This window comes from Ensifer adhaerens (assembly GCF_002007205.1).
Lineage (GTDB): Bacteria > Pseudomonadota > Alphaproteobacteria > Rhizobiales > Rhizobiaceae > Ensifer > Ensifer adhaerens_D.
The window spans coordinates 19,043-38,423 of sequence record NZ_LAZS01000003.1; the positions used below are offsets into that span (position 1 = coordinate 19,043).

The following is a 19,381-nucleotide window of genomic DNA, read 5'->3' on the forward strand; positions in this document are numbered from 1 at the left end:
CGCCGCAACATTCATCAGACCTGGGTTGATCAGGCCTTGGCGACGTGAACGTCGCGGGAAAGCGACGAGAGAACCTCCGGCCCGTTTTCACGCAGGATGACGATGTCTTCGAGGCGGATGCCGAAGCGGCCGGGAAGATAGATGCCGGGCTCGATCGAGAAGACCATGCCTTCTTCCAGCACGGTTTCAGACGTCGCGGTGATGTAAGGCGGCTCGTGGCCGTCGATGCCCATGCCATGGCCGGTGCGGTGGACGAAGTACTCGCCATAACCGGCATCCGAGATCACCTTGCGGGCGGCAGCGTCGACATCCTTGGCAAGCACGCCGGGACGGGCGGCTTTCAGCGCCGCTTGCACGGCCCTTTCGACGATGGTGTGGATCTGGCCGTAACCTTCGGGCGCGCGGCCGACGACCGCCATGCGGGTAATGTCGCTCGGGAAGCCCTGCTTGCGGCCGCCGATATCGATGACGACGGCATCGCCTTCCTCGATCACCCGCTCGCTCGCCGAATGATGCGGGAAGGCGCCGTTGCCGCCGGCGCCGACGATCCAGAAGGCCGGTGCCGCATCTTCGGACGCGAAGTGCCCGCGGATCTCGGCGGCCAGTTCCTTCTCGGTCATGCCGGGGCGGATCTTCGCAAACGCTGCCTGCATGGCGCGGTCGGCGATACCGGCGTTCATCTTCAGAAGCGTGTATTCGCTTTTGTCCTTGCGCATGCGGAGCGCGCCGAGCGTCGCCGGGGTGAACTCGCGCGCGGTATCGGCGGGCAGCGCATCGATCAAGAGCAGCGCGAAATCGGCGCGCATGGTTTCGTCGAGAACGACGCGGCCGGGGGCTTCAGCACCGACATCGGCAAGGGCGGAAGCCAGCGCTTCGGTCGGGCCAGCGTCATCCGCCCAATTGCGGAAAGCGATGTCAGTGTGCTCGCGCGTGCCTTCGGCGTTGAGCGCCGGCATCAGAAAGGCTTCCTTTTCAGTGCCGATCAAAAGCAGGCAGGGGCGTTCGTCCGGATGTGGATGATAGCCGATCAGCCAATCCATGTGCGATCCCGGCGCCAGCGCGACGAGGCCGACACAGCTTTCGGCCATCTTGCGGCGGAGCGCTGCAAAACGGCTGTTGGTGAGTTCCGACATGATGTTTCCAGTTCTGGTTTGAGGAATGAAATGCGCTCACCGCTGGCGCACAGAGATGTGTGCGCTCATCGGCAGACGATTGGGTGGCCGAAGGGGCCGGCAGGAAGCAGTGTTTACGGGGAATGCTTGGGACCGGCGCAGGTGCTGCCCCGGGACGTCGCTCTTTGGCTCTTCAAGCGGACTCCTCCCCCTCGAATGCACAAGCACAGGGCCGGGAGGCTGATCTTTTCCCCGTCGCTATGCGTCTGTATTTGCACGACTTTGGTGCCGCGTCGTAGCGTTGTCAATACGGAATTTTAGTCACACTAAAATTTATGGCGCCGACGATTGCTCAAGCGGCCAGCCGTAGAAGGCGTGCGACAGCCTGCTGGTCGAAGCCACCGATGCCTTCGCGGATATCGGCGGCGATCGCGTCGGCAACGGCACCCTCGTCCCGGCGCCTCAGCGCGTCGATCGCCTCGCGATGCCGGTCGACCACATAGAGCTCGGTAACGTGTTCCATGGCGATGCCGAGGATGGGGCCGAGCTGCAGCCAGACGCTCTCGATCAGCGGCATGGCGACTGGATCGGGGTTGGCGGTGTAGATCATGCGGTGGAACGCCTGGTTGGCAATTAGCGCCGCCACTTTGTCACCCCCACGGATCTCCGTCTCGATGCTGTCGTCGATCGCCGCGATCTTCTCGATCTGGCGCTCGGAAAGATGGGTGATGGCCCGGCGGGCGGCATGGCTTTCGAGCGCGATGCGCAGCGAGATCAGTTCCTCGAAACGGGCGGGCGTGATGTGCGGCACGACGATGCGGCGGTTTTCGAGGAATTGCAGCGCGCCGATGGAGGTGAGCTGGCGCAGTGCCTCGCGCACCGGCGTCGGGCTGCTTTCCAGTGCTTCGGCGAGCCCGCGGATGGTGACGGAGGTGCCGGGGCGGAAGGCGCCGACCATGATCGCCTGGCGCAGCCGGTTGAAGGCGTAGTCATGCGTGGTCATGCCGTCGGGTCGCGCAAGTGGCGGTAAGACGAGGGGTTTCAAGAGCGCAAGTCCTTCTGCCAGATCATCGCGGAAGAGGGCGCGCGCGGAATCCGCATACACTTTCCTTCGTCCCGCTCTAGGTCAAACGTCTGATAGCATTGCTCACGCTTGACTCCAATTCCTGAATTATGTCAACTTTCTGAAAATGTGATCACAAAAAGAGATTTGCGATATGTCGCTCGACGCGGAAGATCCCAGCGCATTCAAGGCATGGCTCGAGCAGAACGGGCCGATCGAAAGCATCCAGGCTGTCGTCTGCGACCTCAACGGTATCATGCGGGGCAAACGCGTGCCGGTGGAACAGGCGGGCAAGGTGCTCGGCGGCGGCATCCGCATGCCGCTCTCGATCGTCGGCGTCGACGTCTGGGGCGAGGACATCATCAACAGCGAGCAGGTGTTTGCGAGCGGCGACCGCGACGGCATCTGCGGCGTCACCGGCCGCGGCGCGCTGCCGGTCAACTGGACTTCGCGGCCGAGTGCCCTGGTGCCGCTCTGGCTGCAGCTCGAGGACGGCAAGCCGTTTCTGGCCGATCCGCGCCAGGCACTGGCGGCGGTCGTGCGCGAATACCAGGAGCTCGGTCTTCGTCCCGTCGTCGCGACCGAGCTGGAGTTCTATCTGATCGATCCTGAGCCCGACAGCGCGGTGCCGCCGATCTCGCCCTATACCGGCAAGCGGCTCGATTCCGACGCGATCCTCTCCATCGACGAGCTCGACGATTTCGGCGAGTTCTTCTCCGACGTCTACAAGGAATGCGCCCGGCAGAACGTGCCGGCCGATGCGGCGATCGCCGAGAACGGCATCGGCCAGTTCGAGATCAATCTGCTCCACACCGACGATCCCTTGAAGGCGGCCGACGATGCCATCTTCTTCAAGCGCATCGTCAAGGGTGTGGCCCGCAAACACGGGCTCGCGGCAACCTTCATGGCCAAGCCCTACGGCACCCGTTCGGGCAATGGCCTGCATATCCATTTCAGCCTGCTCGACGGGGAGGGCAACAACGTCTTCAACGATGGCAGCGACGAAGGCTCGTCGATCCTCAAGAACGCTGTTGCCGGCCTGTTGCGTGGCATGGCGGAGACGACGCTGCTGTTTGCGCCGCATTTCAATTCGTATCGCCGGCTGCGGCCGGATACGCATGCGCCGACGGCTGTGTGCTGGGGCTACGAGAACCGCACCTCGGCGATCCGCATCCCCGGCGGCAATCCCGCCGCGCGCCGCATCGAGCATCGCGTTGCCGGTGCGGATGCCAATCCCTATCTGGTCATCGCCGCGATCCTCGGTGCCGCCTTGGTCGGCATCCGCAACAAGTGGAAGCCGCCGGCGCCGGTTTCGGGTCGGGCCTATGCAGCGGAGAAACTGCCCAAAATTCCCTCGGAATGGGGGCAGGCGGTCGATAGCTTCGAGGCAGGACCGATTGCCGCCGAAATCTTCGATCCCGTGCTGCGCTCGATGCTGATCGCCTGCAAACGCCAGGAGATCGCGGGCTTTGCCGAGCAGGTCACGGACTACGAATTCAGCGCCTATCTGGAAATCGTCTGATGCTTACCAAACAGAAATCCTATGCCGGTGACGGCCGCTATCCGACCAGCTACTACGCCGCTTCGCGCAACATCATCCGCACGCCCGTCCGGCTTCAGGGCCGGGTCGAAACTGATGTCTGCGTCGTCGGTGCCGGCTATTCCGGCCTGTCGACGGCGATCCACCTGGCCGAAAAAGGCTACAAGGTCGTCGTTATCGAGGGCGCGCAGGTCGGTTGGGGTGCCTCGGGCCGCAATGGTGGCCAGGTCGTCAACGGCCTCAACGCCAGCCTGTCGACGATCCAGCGCCGTTATGGCGACGATGCCGCGCGCTTCATCGGCGGGCTGGTGCAGGAGGGCGGCAAGATCATCCGCCGGCTCGTCAGCCAATATCAGATCGACTGTGACCTGAAGCCCGGCAACATCTATGCCGCCTATACGCCGGCGCATATGAAGGAACTGGAGGCCAAGCAGGCGCTCTGGCGCAAATATGGCATGGATGATCACCAGCTTCTCGACCGCGAGGCGCTCGCCAAGCTCGTCAGATCGGATGCCTATTGCGGCGGCATGCTCGATACGACTGGCGGCCACATGCATCCGCTCAATCTCGTGCTCGGCGAGGCGCGCGCCTTCGAAAGCATAGGCGGCACGATCTACGAACAGTCGCCGGTGACGCGGGTCGATCACGAGGCGGCGCGGCCAACCGTCTACACTGAGAGCGGCGAGGTTTCCGCGCGCATCGTCGTGCTCTGCGGCAATGCCTATCTCGGCGACGCGGTGCCGAAGCTCGTCTCGCGGGTCATGCCGGTCTCGACGCAGATGATCACGACGGCACCGCTCGGCGAGGAATTGGCCCATTCCCTGATCCCGAGCGACATGTGCGTCGAGGACGTGCGCTACATTCTCGATTACTTCCGGCTCTCGGCCGACAAGCGCATGATCTTCGGCGGCGGCACCGTCTATGGCGGAACAGACCCGGCCGACGTCGTTGCCAAGCTGAAGCCCAATCTCGAAAAGGTGTTCCCGGAGCTGAAAGGCGTGAAGATCGACTATGCCTGGAGCGGCAACTTCGCTCTCTCCTTCACCCGCGTGCCGCAGATGGGGCGCATCGGCAGTAATACCTATTTCGCCCACGGCTACAGTGGGCATGGTGTGACGGGGTCGCATCTCTTCGGACGCACGCTCGCCGAGGCGATCGATGGCGACAGCACCCGCTACGACGTCTTCGAAAGGCTGCCCTGGTATCCGTTCCCGGGCGGGCGCATGTTCCGGGCGCAATATTCGACGATCGGTTCCTGGTGGTACCAGTTCAAGGATGCTGTCGGGCTGTAGGCCGGACGCACAGCATCGCAGTCGCAGGGAACCCGTGCGGGGCGAGCGGCGTTTTGGCGACGATCGAGATATCGTCGCGCTGCCCGATGCGCTAGTATCGGGCTTGACGTCGGCCCGCCCGGTTACGGGCGGGTCTGCAGATTTGCTGGCACTGGGACCGATTGCGGTCCCTACGACGGATACCAAGGGGGCGCCGCGCTTTTGGCGGGGCAGGGCAGGCGGGAAGGATTGCTTCCCGTCGAACTTGGAGGTCTGAGATGTTCGTGCGCTTTGGCTATGAAATCGGCATTCGCTGTCCACAACCAACACCGATGATGACCTACCTTTCCGTGGTGAAGGAACGACGGCCGGGGCTTCGCCGCGAGCATGGGCCATTGCCATCTCCCTTGGTGACGATGGAAGAGATTACCGACCCGCACGGCAATGGCTGCCTGCGGATGACCGTGCCTGAGGGAGACTTCAAGCTCACCTACGACGCGGTCATCGAAGACGATGGCAGGCTCGATGCCTCCGATCCGCTGGCTGATGCGGTGCCGGTGGAAACCCTGCCGCCGGCAACGCTGCCCTATCTGGCGGCCAGCCGCTATTGCGAGACGGACCGGCTGGGCGCGCTCGCCTGGCGGCTCTTCGGCGACGTGCCGGCCGGCTGGGACCGGGTGCAGGCGATATGCGACTATGTGCATGAGCGGCTGGTCTTCAGCTACGGCTATGCCCAGGCAATGCGCACGGCGCTCGAGACGCACGAGGATCGCGTCGGCGTCAGCCGCGACTACGCCCATCTGGCGATCACCTTCTGTCGCTGCATGAACATGCCGGCGCGCTATGTGAACGGGTACATGGCCGACATACCGGAAAGCGAAAATCCGGCGCCGATGGATTTCAACGCCTGGTTCGAGGTCTTCCTCGGCGACCGCTGGCATACGTTCGACGCCAAGAACAACCAGCGGCGAGCCGGGCGGATAGCGGTCGCCCGTGGCCGCGATGCAGCCGACATTCCGCTGATCCAGACCTTCGGCAAGCACGAACTGACAGCCTTTACCGTCTGGACCTGCGTCGAGGCTGACAGCGCACTCAAGGGTTCTCACCGCGCCTCCGATGTCTCGCTCCTGACCCCGTGGTTCAGCGAGACCTGGTCGAAACACCTGCAGGACCGCGACCGCAATCGGCATTGACGACGACGTCCCGCCGAACCGATTTTTTACGACATACGCATTTAGCGAAAAATAATATCTATAAACTCAATCGAGAATATAGGAGAACAGAGGAAAGCGGGTTACGGTCCGCGAACGAGAAACGGAGAGACGCGATGAACGCTTCGAGACCGATGATCCAGACCCGGTACGCGCTTTATGCATCTGCACCTCAGCGCCGGTCGCTCGTCCATCTGGTCCCGCATGCGATTGCCATCGTTGCGGCCTTTTCCTTTGTGAGCGCCGTCGTCTTTGGCGCCTTCTGACCTCTCGATATCAGCCGTGGCGCGACAGATGCTCGTGCACGGCCATCCATTCCCCTGACACCGTCCGCTTGAAAACGATCGTCTCGCGCTCGTCCGCCATTGCCCGCGAGCCGTTGAATTCCAGGTCAGTCTCGACACGGTGGGTAAAGACCGCGACATCGCCCACCGTCTGAACATGCCGTTCACTCGACCGGCAGGCGCGTACGCGAAAGCCATCCCGCTCCTCCCAAAGCGACCATTCCGCCTCGTATTCCGCCCGGCTTTTCAGTGGCCGGTCGAGCGTGTGGAAGATGAAGGTGGCATCGGGTGAAAAGGCCGAGAAATAGGCGGCACGGTCGTGCCGGGCAAAAGCATCGACAAGGCGGTCGGCAGCGGCGAGCACCGCCTGTTCGAGATCTGACATCAGGTTCCCTTGGTGTGTTCGTGGAGGGTACGTTTCGTGACCGTCAGCGCGCTGCGATCAGCGTCGCCAGCGGCCGGTTCTGGCGTGAAACCCGCGCCTTCAGATCGTCAAGCGTCATCGGCTCGCGCTTGGCGAACTCGGTGAACATCGTGTTGAGATTGTTGAAGAACATCTCGCCGACCGCCTCGGCATCGATGTCGATCGCGACGACGCCCTTGCCCTTCAGCTTGAGGATCAGGGTCGAGACCTGCTCGCAGAGCCGGCCGTCAAGTTCGGTATAGCGTTTGCTGAACGGGCTTTCCGGCTGCTGGATGGCGATCGCCATGGCGGTGCGCCACATCTCCTTGCTCAGATAATAGAGCGAGTGGTCGTAATAGACGCCGATCAAGGCATCGAGCGCGCCCATGACCGAAGCGGGCGGGGTTTCGACGATCGCCCGTCCCGCGGCAAGCACTTCCTCGACTTCCATCGAGACGGTCGCAAGCAGGATATCGCCCTTGTTTTCATAGTAGTTGTAGAAGGTTCCGACCGAGATCTCGGCGCGCTCGGCAATGTCCTCGATGCGCGCGCTGTCATAGCCGACGTCGCGAAAGAGCGCGGCGGCGGCATCGAGAATACGCCGGTTCCGATCGGCCTTTTGCCGTGCGCGCAGTCCCGTCATCTGATGTTTCCCCGAATTATGAATTGGTTCAAAATTGAGATTGACTTAAAAAATGAATTCATTCAATCTTTTTTTGAAGACGCCGAAACGAGCGTCAAAACAAGAGGGCAACAGCATGATGCAGTCAGTTCGTGACGGTGCGCGCCTGCGCCGTTTTTTCTCCTCCACGGCCGCAATCGCGATCGCCGCGCTTTCCACAGTCGCAGCGCCCGCACCCGCTTTCGCCCAGGAAGAGCTCAATGCGCTCGTCTGGTGCGACCACACCGATCCTGCGCTTCTGGAACCCTTCGAGAAGGCCAATGACGTGAAGGTCAACGTCAAGGTCTATGAGGGCACCGGGGCAGGGCTGTCGATCCTCGATCAGTCGCAGCCGGGCGACTGGGACGTGCTCGTCATCGACGGCGTCGATGTGCACCGGGCCATCGATCTCGACCTGCTCGCCGAAATGCCGGCCGATGCGCTGCCGACGGCAGACATCTTCCCGGAAGTGCGCATGGAGGCGAACAACACCAAGGACGGCAAGACCTACGCCGTCACCGAGAAGTTCGGCTACAACACGATTTCCTACGACAAAACCAAGGTCGACCCGAAGGACATGCAGGACCTGTCGGTCATCTGGTCGGACAAGTACAAGGGCCGCATCGCGCTCTATGACTACTATCTGCCGATGATCGGCCTCGTCGGGCTTGGTCTCGGCAAGAAGACCTCCGAGCTCACCGAAGCCGACATGCCGGCGATCAAGGAAAAGCTCGCGGCGATGCGGGCCGTGTCGAAGCAGGTGAGCGACGTCGTCTCCTCGCAAACGGCACTTGCGACCGGCGAAGTCGACATCCTCGTCGGCGGCGGCGAGTGGATCACCGCGGTTCTCTCGGCCGACAAGCCGAGCCTCGACTGGACCATTCCCGAGCAGGGTGCCGTGCGCTGGGCTCAGTCGATCGGCGTCATGAAGGATTCGACCAAGCAGGATCTGGCGCTGAAGTTCGTCCAGTACATCTTAAGCCCCGAGGGCCAGGCGCGGCTTGCGACCTCGTCCTGCTACTGGGCGATGCCGGCCAATGCCAAGGCGGGCGAGCACATGAACGACCAGCAGAAGACGGCACTGCGCTTCAACGAGCAGGCCGAATACCTGAAGAAGACGCAGCTCTATCCGATCCCGTCGGCCGAACTCGACCAGCAGTTCCAGGACGCCTGGACGGAAATGCTGCAGCAGTAACGACGAGGGCGGGCGCGGCTAGCGCTGCGCCCGCCTGACCTTCGTTGTGGGCCGCTGCGGCGGCGCAAGGGCAAACCATGCCCGCAAACCTTGAGCCCGGGATAGCCATGGCAGACGCCGGAACCTTGACATCCGCGACAGCGCTTGAAGATGCGGACCGGCGCAAGGCCTGGGGCTTCGTCGCCCCGGCGCTGCTCTGGACCATCGCCTTCTTCGTCGTGCCCTTCGCCTTCATGGGGGCGATGAGCCTCTGGAAGCGGGAAGGGCGGGATCTCGTCCGCGTCTGGAACCTCGACAACTACGCGCGCTTCTTTTCCGAAAACGCGCTGTTCCAGGGGCTCGTCAACTCGCTGGAAATCACCGTCATCGTCACCGTGATCTCGGTGCTGCTCGCCTATCCGCTTGCCTGGATCATCGCCGAGCGGGTGCCGAAGCGGCTCCAGCGCATGGCGCTGATCCTGGCGATCCTGCCGTTCTGGACCTCCTACGTGGTGCGCTCCTATTCCTGGCTGCTGGTGCTGTCGAAGAACGGCGTGATCAACCAGCTGTTCATGAACGTCGGCCTGATCTCGGAGCCATTGCAGCTTGCCAGTACCCGCACGGCGACGGTGATCGGCTTCGTGCACTTCTTCGTCATGCTCCTGACGCTGACGATCTATTCCAACCTGATCCAGCTTTCTCCGAACTACCGCCGCGCGGCCGCCGATCTCGGCGCCAATGCCTTCCAGACCTTCTGGCACGTGGTGCTGCCGCTGACGCTGCCCGGCATCATGACCGGCGCGTTCCTCACCTTCGTGCTCTGCATCGGCGACTATGTCACGCCGCAGATCCTTGGCGGCAACAACGAGCTGGTTCTGCCGCAGATCATCATGCTGCAGCTCGGCCGCCGGGCGGATTTCCCGATGGCGGCGGCGCTGTCGATCGTGCTGATGCTGGCCGTCACCGTCGCCTATCTCGCCTGCGCCCGCTGGCTGAAGATCGAGAGGGCCTGACCATGCTGCGCCAGATCTCCGCAAGCGTTCTCTCCTGGACCTATCTCGTCTTCGTCTACGCCTTCATCTTCCTGCCGGTTGCCGTGCTGGTGCTCTTCTCGTTTCAGGATGGCCGCCTTCCGGTTCCGCCGTTCAACGGTTTTTCGCTGCAATGGTACGAGGCGGTCTTCGCCGACCGCAAGCTGATGGCGGCACTCGGCAACTCGATGGTCGTGGCACTCATCTCCTCGGTCATCTCGGTGCTGCTCGGGTTCCTCGCGGCCTATGCGCTGGCGCGCTACAAGCTGCCGGGCTCGGCGTTGCAGCGCGGCCTGCTGATCGCGCCGATGACGGTCAGCTACCTGATCATCGCGCTCGGTCTCCTGTCGCTGATGAATGCGCTGCATATCCCGCTGTCGCTGTTGACCGTCTGCATCGGTCATGTGGTGATCAACCTGCCGCTCTGCTTTGCCATCATCTATGCCTCGATGGGCGATCATCACATCAACATCGAGCGGGCGGCGCGCGACCTTGGCGCCAACGACTTCAAGGTGATGGCTCTGGTGACGGCGCCGATGCTGATGCCGTCGATCCTCGCTGCCTTCTTCCTCTCCGTCACCTTCAGCTGGGACGAGTTCATCATCGCCTTCCTGCTGTCCCGCTTCGACGTGACGCTGCCTGTCGAGATCTGGAGCATGCTGCGCTCCGGCCTCAACCCCAAGACCAATGCCATCGGCTCGCTGGTGTTCCTCGCCTCCGTCGCCGTACTCCTCTTCCTCGAGCTTTCCCTGTTCGGAAGGACGAAAAAACAATGACCGCTTCCGTCACCATCGAAAACGTCAGCAAGATCTTCGGCGCCTTCACGGCACTGGATAACGTGTCGCTGGATATCCGGGCCGGCGAGTTCATCGTGCTGCTCGGGCCGTCCGGCTGCGGCAAGACCACGCTTTTGTCGATCCTTGGCGGCTTTCAGTCGCCCAGCGCCGGCCGGGTGACGATCGCCGGGCAGGACATGACCTATGTGGCGCCGGCCAAGCGCCCGACGACGACGATGTTCCAGGACTATGCGCTGTTCCCGCATATGCGCCTCGTCGACAATGTCGGCTTTGGGCTCAGAATGCGCGGCCTTGCCAAGGCCGAGCGCGACGAAAAGGCGCTTGGTTTCCTCGATCTCGTCGGGCTGAAGGCATCGGCCGGCAAAAGGCCGCATGAGCTTTCAGGCGGCCAGCGCCAGCGTGTAGCACTCGCCCGCGCGCTGGCCGTCGATCCGGACGTGCTTCTGCTCGACGAACCGCTCGGCGCGCTCGATCTCAAGCTCCGGCGCCAGATGCAGGATGAGCTGAAGGCCATCCAGAAGCGGGTCGGCACGACCTTCGTGCACGTCACCCACGACCAGGAGGAGGCGATGGCCATCGCCGACCGCATCGTGGTGATGAACCAGGGCCGGATCGAGGATTTCGGCCCCCCGTCGGAGATTTACATGCGGCCGCGCTCGCTGTTTTCGGCGGGCTTCATGGGCGAGGTCAACTTCGTCTCCGGTCGCGTCGCGGCGACAGATGCAAACTCCGCTCGCGTCGAGACGGCACTCGGCAGCCTCGCGCTGCCGGCCGGCAATTTCACCGCATCCTCGCCGAAGGCGGGCGACCGCATCACGCTCACCATTCGGCCGGAGCACTTCCGTGCCGACGACCGGGCGGAAGGACCGACCGTGGCGCTCGGCGAGGCACGTGTCGCCGGCAGCGCCTTCTTCGGCACGCATTATCGCTGCCATCTGCAGCCCTGCGCCACGGACAGCCGTGCGCTGGTGGCGCATCTGCCGCAATCGGCAAGCGTGCGCGAAGGCGAGATCGTGCCACTTGCCGTGCGCGCAGCCGACGTCGTAGCCTTGCCCGCCACAGGCGGATAAGCGTAGCACCATGCAGAGAATTGCTCCCAAGGACTGGTATCGCGTCAGGCGGCTCGACGACGACGTCACCGCGATTGACGAGCCCTATATCCAGGAATTCTACCGCTGCAACATCTGGCACGTGCGTGGTCGCGATCGTGACATGCTGGTCGATAGCGGCATGGGTGTGGTGTCGCTTCGGCAATGGGTGCCGCTCGTCACCGAGCGGGCCTTGGACGCCGTCGCCAGCCATACGCATTTCGACCATATCGGCTGCCATCATGAGTTCGACTGCCGCTGCGTGCACGTTGCCGAGGCGGAACTTCTCGCCCATCCGACGCGCAAGAACACGCTGGCCGATCCTTATGTTGCCGACGAGATCTTCGATGCGCTGCCACCGGAGCCGTATCTCTCCACCACCTATGCGGTAAAGGCGGCGCCGGCGACGCGGCTGTTGGAAGACGGCGACCATATCGATCTCGGCGACCGGGTGTTCGAGGTGATCCACACGCCGGGCCATTCGCCGGGCGGCATCGCGCTCTTCGAGGCGAAGACCGGCATCCTGTTCTCCGGCGACATTCTCTATGACGGGCCGCTGATCGAGGACACCTACCATTCCAATGCCGACGACTATCTGGCGTCGATGGAACGGCTGCTGAAGATACCCGCACGTATCGTTCACGGCGGACATTTTCCGAGCTTTTCGGGCGAGCGTTATCGCACGCTGATCCGCAACTGGCTCGCGGAAAAACAAAAGACAAACTGACGGGAAGGAGGAGCGAATGCTCGACAAACGCAAGTTCTACATCAACGGCGCCTGGGTGGATCCCATCGTTGCCAACGACCTCGAAGTCCTCAACCCGGCGACGGAAAAGCCGGTTGCCGTGATCTCGATGGGCACGGCCGCGGACATCGACCGCGCCGTGGCCGCCGCCAAGAAGGCCTTTGCCACCTATAGCCAGACCAGCGTCGAGGAACGCCTGGCGCTGCTCGAAAAGCTGCTCGCCGTCTACAAGCGTCGCTATGACGAGATGGTCGACACCATCACCATGGAACTCGGCGCGCCGAAGACCATGACCCGCGAACAGCAGGCCGATGTCGGCGTCGGTCACCTGCAGGGCTTCATCGATGCGCTGAAGCGGCTGAAGAGCCGCGACCGGCTGCCGAACGGTGACGTCATCCTGCGCGAGCCGATCGGTGTCTGCGGCCTGATCACGCCGTGGAACTGGCCGATCAACCAGATCGCGCTGAAAGTGGTGCCGGCGCTTGCGACCGGCTCGACCTGCATCCTGAAGCCGAGCGAATTCACGCCGCTCAACGCCATGCTCTATGCCGAGATGATCGATGAGGCGGGCTTCCCGGCCGGCGTCTTCAACCTCGTCAATGGCGATGGCATCAACGCCGGTGCTGCTCTTTCGAAGCACCGCGACATCGACATGATGTCGTTTACCGGCTCGACCCGGGCCGGCATTGCCGTCAGCAAGGATGCGGCCGAGACGGTCAAGCGCGTGACGCTGGAACTCGGCGGCAAGTCGCCGAACATCGTCTTTGCCGATGCCGATCTCGAAGACCGCGTCACCGGCAGCGTGCTCGAATGCTTCAACAATTCCGGCCAGTCCTGCGACGCGCCGACCCGCATGCTGGTCGAGCGTAGCGTTTACGACCAGGTGGTCGAGATCGCCAAGCGCGTCGGCCGTGAAGCAAAGGTGGGTGACCCCACGCAGGAAGGCGGCCATATCGGGCCGCTCGTCAGCCACATCCAGTTCGGCCGCGTGCAGGCGCTGATCGAGGCAGGCATTGCCGAAGGTGCGCGGCTGCTCGTCGGCGGTGCCGGCAAGCCCGAGGGCTTCGAGACCGGTTACTTCGTCAAGCCGACGATCTTTGCCGACGTCAACAACGACATGCGCATCGCCCGTGAGGAGGTCTTCGGACCGGTGCTCGCGATCATCCCCTTCGATACCGAGGAGGAAGCGATCGCTGTTGCCAACGACACCAACTACGGTCTTGCCGCCTACGTACAGACGGGTGACCCGAAACGTGCGGAGCGTGTTGCCGCGCGCCTGCGCGCCGGCATGGTGCATATCAATGGCGGACCGCACCGCTACGGCAGCCCGTTCGGCGGCTACAAGCAGTCGGGCAACGGTCGTGAAGGTGGCATGTTCGGCCTTGAGGACTTCCTCGAAGTGAAGACCGTTCACGTTCCCGACGCTGCCTGACAACTGAGTTATCGCGTCGGTCAGACGGAGAAATCGGCGGCCGCCCTGTTTGTGCAGGGCGGCCGCTATTGTTCGGGTGGGCGATTTATTGCGACTGTCGCCGATGTCGGTCTTCTGTTAGCTGCCTTGTCGAGGGCGCGACGATCGCCCGCCAGCAGAATAGCGACATTGCCGTGACCCCAGCACCCGCCACCGGTTCCTCCCACAATCGCCTTGCCATGGCCGCACTTCTGATCGGCGGCGCTGCGATCGGCGGCTCGCCGATCTTCGTGCGGCTGTCGGAGGTGGGGCCGATGGCGACCGCCTTCTGGCGCGTGGCGCTGGCCTTGATCCCGCTTCTCGCCTGGACCTGGTTCCGCCCCGAGGGCGCCGGCGGGCGGCGACCGGAAAAGCTCTCGGAATATGCGCTTCTGATCCTGCCCGGCGTGTTCCTGGCGATCGATCTTGCCGCCTGGCATTATGCGCTGACCAAAACATCGGTTGCCAACGCCACGCTGCTGGCAAACCTCGCTCCTGTGTTCGTGACGCTTGCCAGCTGGCTGCTTTTCCGCGCCCGCATCAGCGTCATCTTTGCCATTGGGCTCGTGACGGCGGTCGTTGGCGTCATCACCCTCAAGGGAGGGCCGATGGCGCTTGGTGACGGCAATTTGCTGGGCGACGGCGTCGCCGTTGTCGCCGCGATGTTCTATGCCGGATACATCCTGGCGATCGGCCGGCTGCGCAGCCTGTTCAGCACCATCAGGATCATGGTCTGGAGTACGGCCTCGGCTGCCATCTGCATGCTGCCGATCGTGCTCTTGTCGGAGCCGACGCTGTTGCCGCCGACCGCCTTCGGCTGGGCGATGCTGTTCGGTCTTGCCTTCGTCAGCCATGCCGGCGGGCAGGTGGCGATCACCTATGCGCTTGCCTATCTGCCGCCCGCTTTTTCCTCGTTGACGCTGCTCTTGCAGCCGGTGGTGGCGGCAATCCTCGCCTGGATCGTGCTTGCCGAGCCCGTCGGCCTGATGCAGGCGATCGGCGGCGCGATCGTACTTGTCGGCATCCTGATCGCGCGGCGCGGGTAACGCCGCGCGCTTGGGCCGATGTGATCAGAGGCCCGGTGGCGTAAAGTTTGCCAGGCGCTCCTCGAGCTTGCGGATCGTATCGGCGTCGGCGTTTGCAAAGGCAAAGCGCAGGTAGTTCTCCTGGCCCTCGCCGAAATAGTCGCCCGGCAGGCAGACGACGCCGGCAAGCTTTGCCAGCTTCTCGGCGATGAACTGCGAGTCGATGTCGGGGAAGGGGTGGCGGACATAGGCGAAATAGGCGCCGACCGCCTGCAGCTTCCACTTCGGCAGGCGGCTCATCACATCGCGCAGCGCATCGGCGCGTGCGGCAATCTCGGCGCGGTTGGCCTGGCGCCACTCGACAAGCGCCGGGATGGCCTTGGCAACGGCGGCCTGGGCCGAACGCGGCGCGCAGATCTGCAAATTGTCCATGATCTTCGTCACCTGTTCGATGACCTTGGGGCCGGCGGTGATCGCGCCGAGGCGATGGCCGGGAATGCAGAAGGATTTGGAGAAGCTGTAGAGGCCAATGAAGCTGTCCTGCCAGCCTTCGCTCGCCAGAAGCCCATGCGGCGCGACCGATGCATCGGGCAGGAAGTCGCGATAGGTTTCGTCAAGGATCAGCCAGACGCCCTTGGCACGGCAGACCTCGTGAATACGGGAGAGCAGCTCCGGCGGATAGACGGCGCCGGTCGGGTTGTTGGGCGAGACGAGCGCGAGCGCGCGGATGCCGGGATGAAGTGCTGCGGCGATCGCATCGACCTCGGGCAGGAAGCCGGCGCCGGCGTCACAGGGCACGAGCTCGACGTTGATGCCGAGCATCGACAGCGTCGTTTCCTGGTTGAAGTAGTAGGGGTTGGTCATCAGGATCGTATCATCAGCACCGGCAATCGCCATTGCCGCGCAGATGAAGGCCTGGTTGCAGCCCGAGGTGATGTGAATGTTGTCGGCGGTGACCGCAGCACCATAGAGCCCGGCGACGTGGCCGGCATAGGCGTCGCGCAGTTCCGCTTCACCCTCGATCGCGCCGTAACCGGTATAGGCGGTGGAGGCAGCGGCTTCGCCGAGCCATGCCAACATGTCCGGGTGGGCGGGATAGCCGGGCACCGCCTGCGACAGGTCGATCAGCGGACCACGGGAGCCGTCGTAGGATTTCGCCCAGGCCAGCACCGAAGGCACGGGCGGCGGCGAGAGCTTTTCGACGAGCGGGTTGAAATGCGGCATGGCGGGTGTTCCTGCGTTAGATAGTTTCAAGCGGGATGCGGGCGGAAAACCGTATACACTTTTCCTCATCCCGCTTCAGGCCTTGGCTTTACGTTTCTGCGGACGATCGGTCCGGCGGTCACGACTTGGCGCCGAGACCGGCTGAAAGCCGTTCTTGTCCGATTTACGATCTGTCGGTTCGGATTTCGAGGTGCGGCTGCGAATAATCGTGCGCGCCGAGGTCTGCAGTTCCGGCATCGGGTCGCTTTCGAGTGTCGCGAACATCCAGTCGATGAAGATGCGCACGATCGGTGCGGCCAAAACCTCGTTGCGGCAGGCGACGAAGAAGGCGTCGTTGGCAGGCACCGTCAGGTCGAAGGGGGCGATCAATTCGCCGCGAGCGATCAGGCTGCCGGCGGTAATGGTGTCGCCGAGCGCCACGCCCTGGTTGTGCAGCGCCGCTTCGGTCGAAAGCCGCGCGTCGCTCATGAAATGCTGCCGCCCGCGCTGCACGTCGCTGGCATCGGCTGCGGCCAGCCATGTGTTCCATTCGCGGCCGTCGTCACCGTGCAGCATCACGTGGTCGCGCAGGTCGCGCACTGAGCGCAAGGGCCGCATGTTGAGCAGCGTCGGGCTCACCACCGGGAAGAGTTCGAGCCGGCTCCAGAGCTTGGCCCAGGCGCCCGACCAGTTGCCGTCGCCATAGATCAGGCAGACGTCGACATCGGGCGAATGCAGATAGGCCTCGTCATTGGAGGCGATCAGCGTCAGGCGCACGTCCGGATAGTGCTCCGTGAAGAGATGCAGCCGCGGGATCAGCCAGAAGGAAAGCAGCGCCGGGACGCAGGTGATGCGGAGTTCGCCGCTCGTCGTCGGCCGCGTCATCGCCGCGGTCGCCGCGGCGATCTCGGCAAAGGCGTGGGTGACGGCCGGCAGCAGCAACGCGCCTTGCGGCGTCAGCTTCAGCCGCTTGCCGCCGCGTTCGAACAGGGCAGCCTTCACCGAGAGTTCAAGTGCGCGGATCTGGTGGCTGATCGCTCCGTGGGTGACGTTGAGTTCACGCGCGGCTGCCGAAACGGAGCCCCGCCGCGCTGTCGCTTCGAAGGCACGCAAGGGGTTGAGAGGAGGCAGGCGGCTGGACAAATCGAGACGTTCCGGCGGTTGCTGTCATGTGAATTTTTCTCACACGAAACGCTATAACAATGTCAATTGATTTTCTAGGGGAATTGCCGCCTAATATTCATCAACAAAGGCGAAAACGCCTGGGGAACATGAACGCGCCGGACGAGCCGGCCCCTTCCACGGACAGTTATCTGTGGCGCCCTTGCGCGCATGCCTCAGGCTATGGAAGACGGAGGATTGAATCGATGGCCTGGAACGACAACAAGCTTGCCGAACTGAAGGCGAAATACGGCGAAAGCCATGGCGGCGAGCTGTTCGATCCGACTTTCCGCAAGGTCGCCGACAAGATCTTCAACAAGAGCGGCACGCGTCTCGCGCCCTATTCCGGTATCCCGACCTTCCTGACGGCGCCGCACATGCCCGTCGATGCCGAAAACCCGGATTTCGGCAATCTGCAGGTGGCGATCGTCGGCATTCCCATGGATCTCGGCGTCACCAACCGCCCGGGCTCGCGCTTCGGACCGCGGGCGCTGCGCTCGATCGAACGCATCGGCCCCTACAACCACGTGCTCGGCTGCACGCCGGTACAGGAGCTGCGGGTTGCCGATATCGGCGACGTGCCGTTCCAGAGCCGCTACCGGTTGGAACTCAGCCATGAGGACATCGAGAAGCGCATCAACCAGATCGTCGATGCCGGCGTGCTGCCGCTGTCGGTCGGCGGCGACCACTCGATCACCCACCCGATCCTCAAAGCGATCGGCAAGAAGCGCCCGGTCGGTATGATCCACATCGACGCGCATTGCGACACCGGCGGCGCCTACGACCTCACCAAGTTCCACCATGGCGGCCCGTTCCGCAACGCGGTGCTCGACGGTGTGCTCGACCCGACCCGTGTGGTGCAGATCGGCATTCGCGGCTCGGCCGAATATCTCTGGGAGTTCTCCTACGAGTCCGGCATGACCGTCATCCACGCCGAGGAAGTGACCGGCCTCGGCATTCCCGCGATCATCGAGAAAGCGAAGAAGATCGTCGGCGACGGCCCGACCTATCTGTCCTTCGACATCGACAGCCTCGATCCGTCCTTCGCACCGGGTACCGGCACGCCTGAGGTCGGCGGTCTGACGACCCGCGAAGTGCTGGAATTGATCCGCGGCCTCAAGGGCATCAACCTCGTCGGCGGCGACGTCGTCGAAGTGGCGCCGCAATATGACTCGACCACCAATACGGCCCATGCGGGTGCGCAGGTGCTGTTCGAGATCCTGAGCCTCATGGTCTTCAGCCCGGCGATCAGGGGCAAGTCCGCCTGACGCAAGGCAACAGGTTCGTCGGCTGCCGGACCGGAAACGGCGGCCGACCACCAGACTGCACAATCACAAAGCTTCCGGGTAGGGGAATTCCAATGACGATCCATTCGAAACTGAAGACAGCCTTTGCCGCCGCCCTGATGCTGGGGGCTGCCGCCGGCGTCGCCAAGGCCGACGCGCTCGCCGACATCAAGTCCGCCGGCCAGATCAATGTCGGCATCTTCTCCGACTTCCCGCCGTTCTCCTCGGCCAGCGCCGATATGAGCATCAAGGGTTATGACGTCGACGTGGCCCAGCAGATCGCCGACAATCTCGGCGTCAAGCTCAACCTCGTCAGCGTCACCGGCCAGAACCGCATTCCCTATCTCAACGACAAGCGCGTCGACATCCTGATGAGCGTCGGCTTTTCCAAGGAGCGTGCGGAAGTCATCGACTTCGCCGCTGCCTACGCGCCTTACTACATCGCCGTCATCGGCCCGGCGGAACTGAAGGTCGCCGGCAAGGAAGACCTTGCGGAGAAGACCATCGCGGTCAACCGCGGCACGCTCGAAGACACCTCGCTCACCGAGGCGGCACCGGCCAATGCCGACATCCAGCGCTTCGACAACTACAATGCTGTCATCCAGGCCTTCATCTCCGGCCAGACCCAGCTGATGGTCGTCGGCAACGACGTTGGCGCCCAGGTGCTCTCCCGCCAGGAGGCGCTGAAGCCGGAGCAGAAGTTCCAGCTTCTGACGTCGCCGTCGCATATCGGCCTCAACAAGAACGAAGAGGGGCTGAAGGCGGCGGTCAACGACGTGGTCGCCAAGATGCTCGCCGACGGCAAGTTGAACGCGAGTTCGGAAGCATGGCTGAAGACCCCGCTCAACCCCGAGAACCTCAAGGACTAAGAGAGCT

Annotated in this window: 19 protein-coding genes; 13 read left to right on the plus strand and 6 right to left on the minus strand. The window is 63.3% G+C overall.

Features of this window, described 5'->3' with window-relative positions; genetic code table 11:
• Positions 1–29: 29 nt before the first annotated feature.
• On the minus strand, positions 30–1,133 hold the full coding sequence (locus XB14_RS02035; protein WP_077959964.1) for a M24 family metallopeptidase: 1,104 nt from the start codon (positions 1,131–1,133) through the stop codon (positions 30–32).
• Between the two features lie 331 nt (positions 1,134–1,464).
• Positions 1,465–2,157, minus strand: a complete 693-nt coding sequence (locus XB14_RS02040; RefSeq protein ID WP_077960036.1) for a GntR family transcriptional regulator — start codon at positions 2,155–2,157, stop codon at positions 1,465–1,467.
• A 172-nt stretch (positions 2,158–2,329) separates the two neighbouring features.
• On the opposite strand from XB14_RS02040, the gene XB14_RS02045 reads away from it, so the two are divergent.
• The 4 genes from XB14_RS02045 (at position 2,330) to XB14_RS33040 (ending at position 6,463) form a co-directional block, all read left to right on the plus strand.
• Complete coding sequence (locus tag XB14_RS02045; RefSeq protein WP_077959965.1) at positions 2,330–3,697, plus strand: glutamine synthetase family protein; 1,368 nt, start codon at positions 2,330–2,332, stop codon at positions 3,695–3,697.
• On the plus strand, positions 3,694–5,007 hold the full coding sequence (locus tag XB14_RS02050; RefSeq protein ID WP_077959966.1) for an NAD(P)/FAD-dependent oxidoreductase: 1,314 nt from the start codon (positions 3,694–3,696) through the stop codon (positions 5,005–5,007). Before XB14_RS02045 ends, XB14_RS02050 begins: the two co-directional genes overlap by 4 nt.
• Before the next feature lie 257 nt (positions 5,008–5,264).
• A complete protein-coding gene (locus XB14_RS02055; RefSeq protein ID WP_077959967.1) occupies positions 5,265–6,179 on the plus strand; it encodes a transglutaminase-like domain-containing protein in 915 nt (304 codons plus the stop codon).
• Between the two features lie 134 nt (positions 6,180–6,313).
• Positions 6,314–6,463 carry a hypothetical protein gene (locus XB14_RS33040; protein ID WP_179119510.1) on the plus strand — a complete coding sequence of 50 codons (150 nt, stop codon included), beginning with the start codon at positions 6,314–6,316 and terminating at the stop codon, positions 6,461–6,463.
• A gap of 10 nt (positions 6,464–6,473) precedes the next feature.
• On the opposite strand, the gene XB14_RS02060 is transcribed toward XB14_RS33040, so the two are convergent.
• Together XB14_RS02060 and XB14_RS02065 are read right to left on the minus strand one after the other, a co-directional pair.
• A complete protein-coding gene (locus tag XB14_RS02060; protein ID WP_077959968.1) occupies positions 6,474–6,866 on the minus strand; it encodes a YybH family protein in 393 nt (130 codons plus the stop codon).
• A 43-nt stretch (positions 6,867–6,909) separates the two neighbouring features.
• On the minus strand, positions 6,910–7,527 hold the full coding sequence (locus XB14_RS02065; protein ID WP_077959969.1) for a TetR/AcrR family transcriptional regulator: 618 nt from the start codon (positions 7,525–7,527) through the stop codon (positions 6,910–6,912).
• Positions 7,528–7,645: 118 nt separating this feature from the next.
• On the opposite strand from XB14_RS02065, the gene XB14_RS02070 reads away from it, so the two are divergent.
• The 7 genes from XB14_RS02070 (at position 7,646) to XB14_RS02100 (ending at position 14,876) form a co-directional block, all read left to right on the plus strand.
• Complete coding sequence (locus XB14_RS02070) at positions 7,646–8,740, plus strand: polyamine ABC transporter substrate-binding protein (RefSeq protein WP_077960037.1); 1,095 nt, start codon at positions 7,646–7,648, stop codon at positions 8,738–8,740.
• A 107-nt stretch (positions 8,741–8,847) separates the two neighbouring features.
• Positions 8,848–9,732 (plus strand): ABC transporter permease, encoded by an 885-nt coding sequence (locus tag XB14_RS02075; protein WP_077959970.1) that lies wholly within the window; start codon positions 8,848–8,850, stop codon positions 9,730–9,732.
• A gap of 2 nt (positions 9,733–9,734) precedes the next feature.
• Complete coding sequence (locus tag XB14_RS02080) at positions 9,735–10,526, plus strand: ABC transporter permease (RefSeq protein WP_077959971.1); 792 nt, start codon at positions 9,735–9,737, stop codon at positions 10,524–10,526.
• Entirely contained in the window at positions 10,523–11,617 is a 1,095-nt protein-coding gene (locus XB14_RS02085) for an ABC transporter ATP-binding protein (RefSeq protein WP_077959972.1), read from the plus strand. The genes XB14_RS02080 and XB14_RS02085 overlap by 4 nt, the downstream gene beginning before the upstream one ends.
• 10 nt (positions 11,618–11,627) lie before the next feature.
• Complete coding sequence (locus XB14_RS02090; protein WP_077959973.1) at positions 11,628–12,362, plus strand: MBL fold metallo-hydrolase; 735 nt, start codon at positions 11,628–11,630, stop codon at positions 12,360–12,362.
• Between the two features lie 16 nt (positions 12,363–12,378).
• A complete protein-coding gene (locus tag XB14_RS02095; protein ID WP_077959974.1) occupies positions 12,379–13,812 on the plus strand; it encodes an aldehyde dehydrogenase family protein in 1,434 nt (477 codons plus the stop codon).
• A 218-nt stretch (positions 13,813–14,030) separates the two neighbouring features.
• On the plus strand, positions 14,031–14,876 hold the full coding sequence (locus tag XB14_RS02100; RefSeq protein WP_077959975.1) for a DMT family transporter: 846 nt from the start codon (positions 14,031–14,033) through the stop codon (positions 14,874–14,876).
• A gap of 24 nt (positions 14,877–14,900) precedes the next feature.
• Here XB14_RS02100 and XB14_RS02105 read toward each other — a convergent pair whose 3' ends face one another.
• Both XB14_RS02105 and XB14_RS02110 read right to left on the minus strand, forming a co-directional pair.
• Entirely contained in the window at positions 14,901–16,079 is a 1,179-nt protein-coding gene (locus tag XB14_RS02105; protein ID WP_077959976.1) for an aminotransferase, read from the minus strand.
• 75 nt (positions 16,080–16,154) lie between these two features.
• Positions 16,155–17,201, minus strand: a complete 1,047-nt coding sequence (locus tag XB14_RS02110; RefSeq protein ID WP_077959977.1) for a LysR substrate-binding domain-containing protein — start codon at positions 17,199–17,201, stop codon at positions 16,155–16,157.
• A 224-nt stretch (positions 17,202–17,425) separates the two neighbouring features.
• Here XB14_RS02110 and speB point away from each other — a divergent pair, with 224 nt between their 5' ends.
• Both speB and XB14_RS02120 read left to right on the plus strand, forming a co-directional pair.
• Positions 17,426–18,487 carry an agmatinase gene (gene speB / locus XB14_RS02115; RefSeq protein ID WP_077959978.1) on the plus strand — a complete coding sequence of 354 codons (1,062 nt, stop codon included), beginning with the start codon at positions 17,426–17,428 and terminating at the stop codon, positions 18,485–18,487.
• 92 nt (positions 18,488–18,579) lie between these two features.
• Positions 18,580–19,374 (plus strand): transporter substrate-binding domain-containing protein, encoded by a 795-nt coding sequence (locus XB14_RS02120; protein WP_077959979.1) that lies wholly within the window; start codon positions 18,580–18,582, stop codon positions 19,372–19,374.
• Positions 19,375–19,381 lie beyond the last annotated feature (7 nt).

Excerpts from the sequence above, each read along its gene's own strand:
- XB14_RS02035 (WP_077959964.1), bottom strand. The coding sequence starts at position 1,133 with ATGTCGGAACTCACCAACAGCCGTTTTGCAGCGCTCCGCCGCAAGATG.
- XB14_RS02045 (WP_077959965.1), top strand. The coding sequence starts at position 2,330 with ATGTCGCTCGACGCGGAAGATCCCAGCGCATTCAAGGCATGGCTCGAG.
- XB14_RS02055 (WP_077959967.1), top strand. The coding sequence starts at position 5,265 with ATGTTCGTGCGCTTTGGCTATGAAATCGGCATTCGCTGTCCACAACCA.
- XB14_RS33040 (WP_179119510.1), top strand. The coding sequence starts at position 6,314 with ATGAACGCTTCGAGACCGATGATCCAGACCCGGTACGCGCTTTATGCA.
- XB14_RS02060 (WP_077959968.1), bottom strand. The coding sequence starts at position 6,866 with ATGTCAGATCTCGAACAGGCGGTGCTCGCCGCTGCCGACCGCCTTGTC.
- XB14_RS02065 (WP_077959969.1), bottom strand. The coding sequence starts at position 7,527 with ATGACGGGACTGCGCGCACGGCAAAAGGCCGATCGGAACCGGCGTATT.
- XB14_RS02070 (WP_077960037.1), top strand. The coding sequence starts at position 7,646 with ATGCAGTCAGTTCGTGACGGTGCGCGCCTGCGCCGTTTTTTCTCCTCC.
- XB14_RS02075 (WP_077959970.1), top strand. The coding sequence starts at position 8,848 with ATGGCAGACGCCGGAACCTTGACATCCGCGACAGCGCTTGAAGATGCG.
- XB14_RS02080 (WP_077959971.1), top strand. The coding sequence starts at position 9,735 with ATGCTGCGCCAGATCTCCGCAAGCGTTCTCTCCTGGACCTATCTCGTC.
- XB14_RS02085 (WP_077959972.1), top strand. The coding sequence starts at position 10,523 with ATGACCGCTTCCGTCACCATCGAAAACGTCAGCAAGATCTTCGGCGCC.
- XB14_RS02090 (WP_077959973.1), top strand. The coding sequence starts at position 11,628 with ATGCAGAGAATTGCTCCCAAGGACTGGTATCGCGTCAGGCGGCTCGAC.
- XB14_RS02095 (WP_077959974.1), top strand. The coding sequence starts at position 12,379 with ATGCTCGACAAACGCAAGTTCTACATCAACGGCGCCTGGGTGGATCCC.
- XB14_RS02100 (WP_077959975.1), top strand. The coding sequence starts at position 14,031 with ATGGCCGCACTTCTGATCGGCGGCGCTGCGATCGGCGGCTCGCCGATC.
- XB14_RS02105 (WP_077959976.1), bottom strand. The coding sequence starts at position 16,079 with ATGCCGCATTTCAACCCGCTCGTCGAAAAGCTCTCGCCGCCGCCCGTG.
- speB (WP_077959978.1), top strand. The coding sequence starts at position 17,426 with ATGGCCTGGAACGACAACAAGCTTGCCGAACTGAAGGCGAAATACGGC.
- XB14_RS02120 (WP_077959979.1), top strand. The coding sequence starts at position 18,580 with ATGACGATCCATTCGAAACTGAAGACAGCCTTTGCCGCCGCCCTGATG.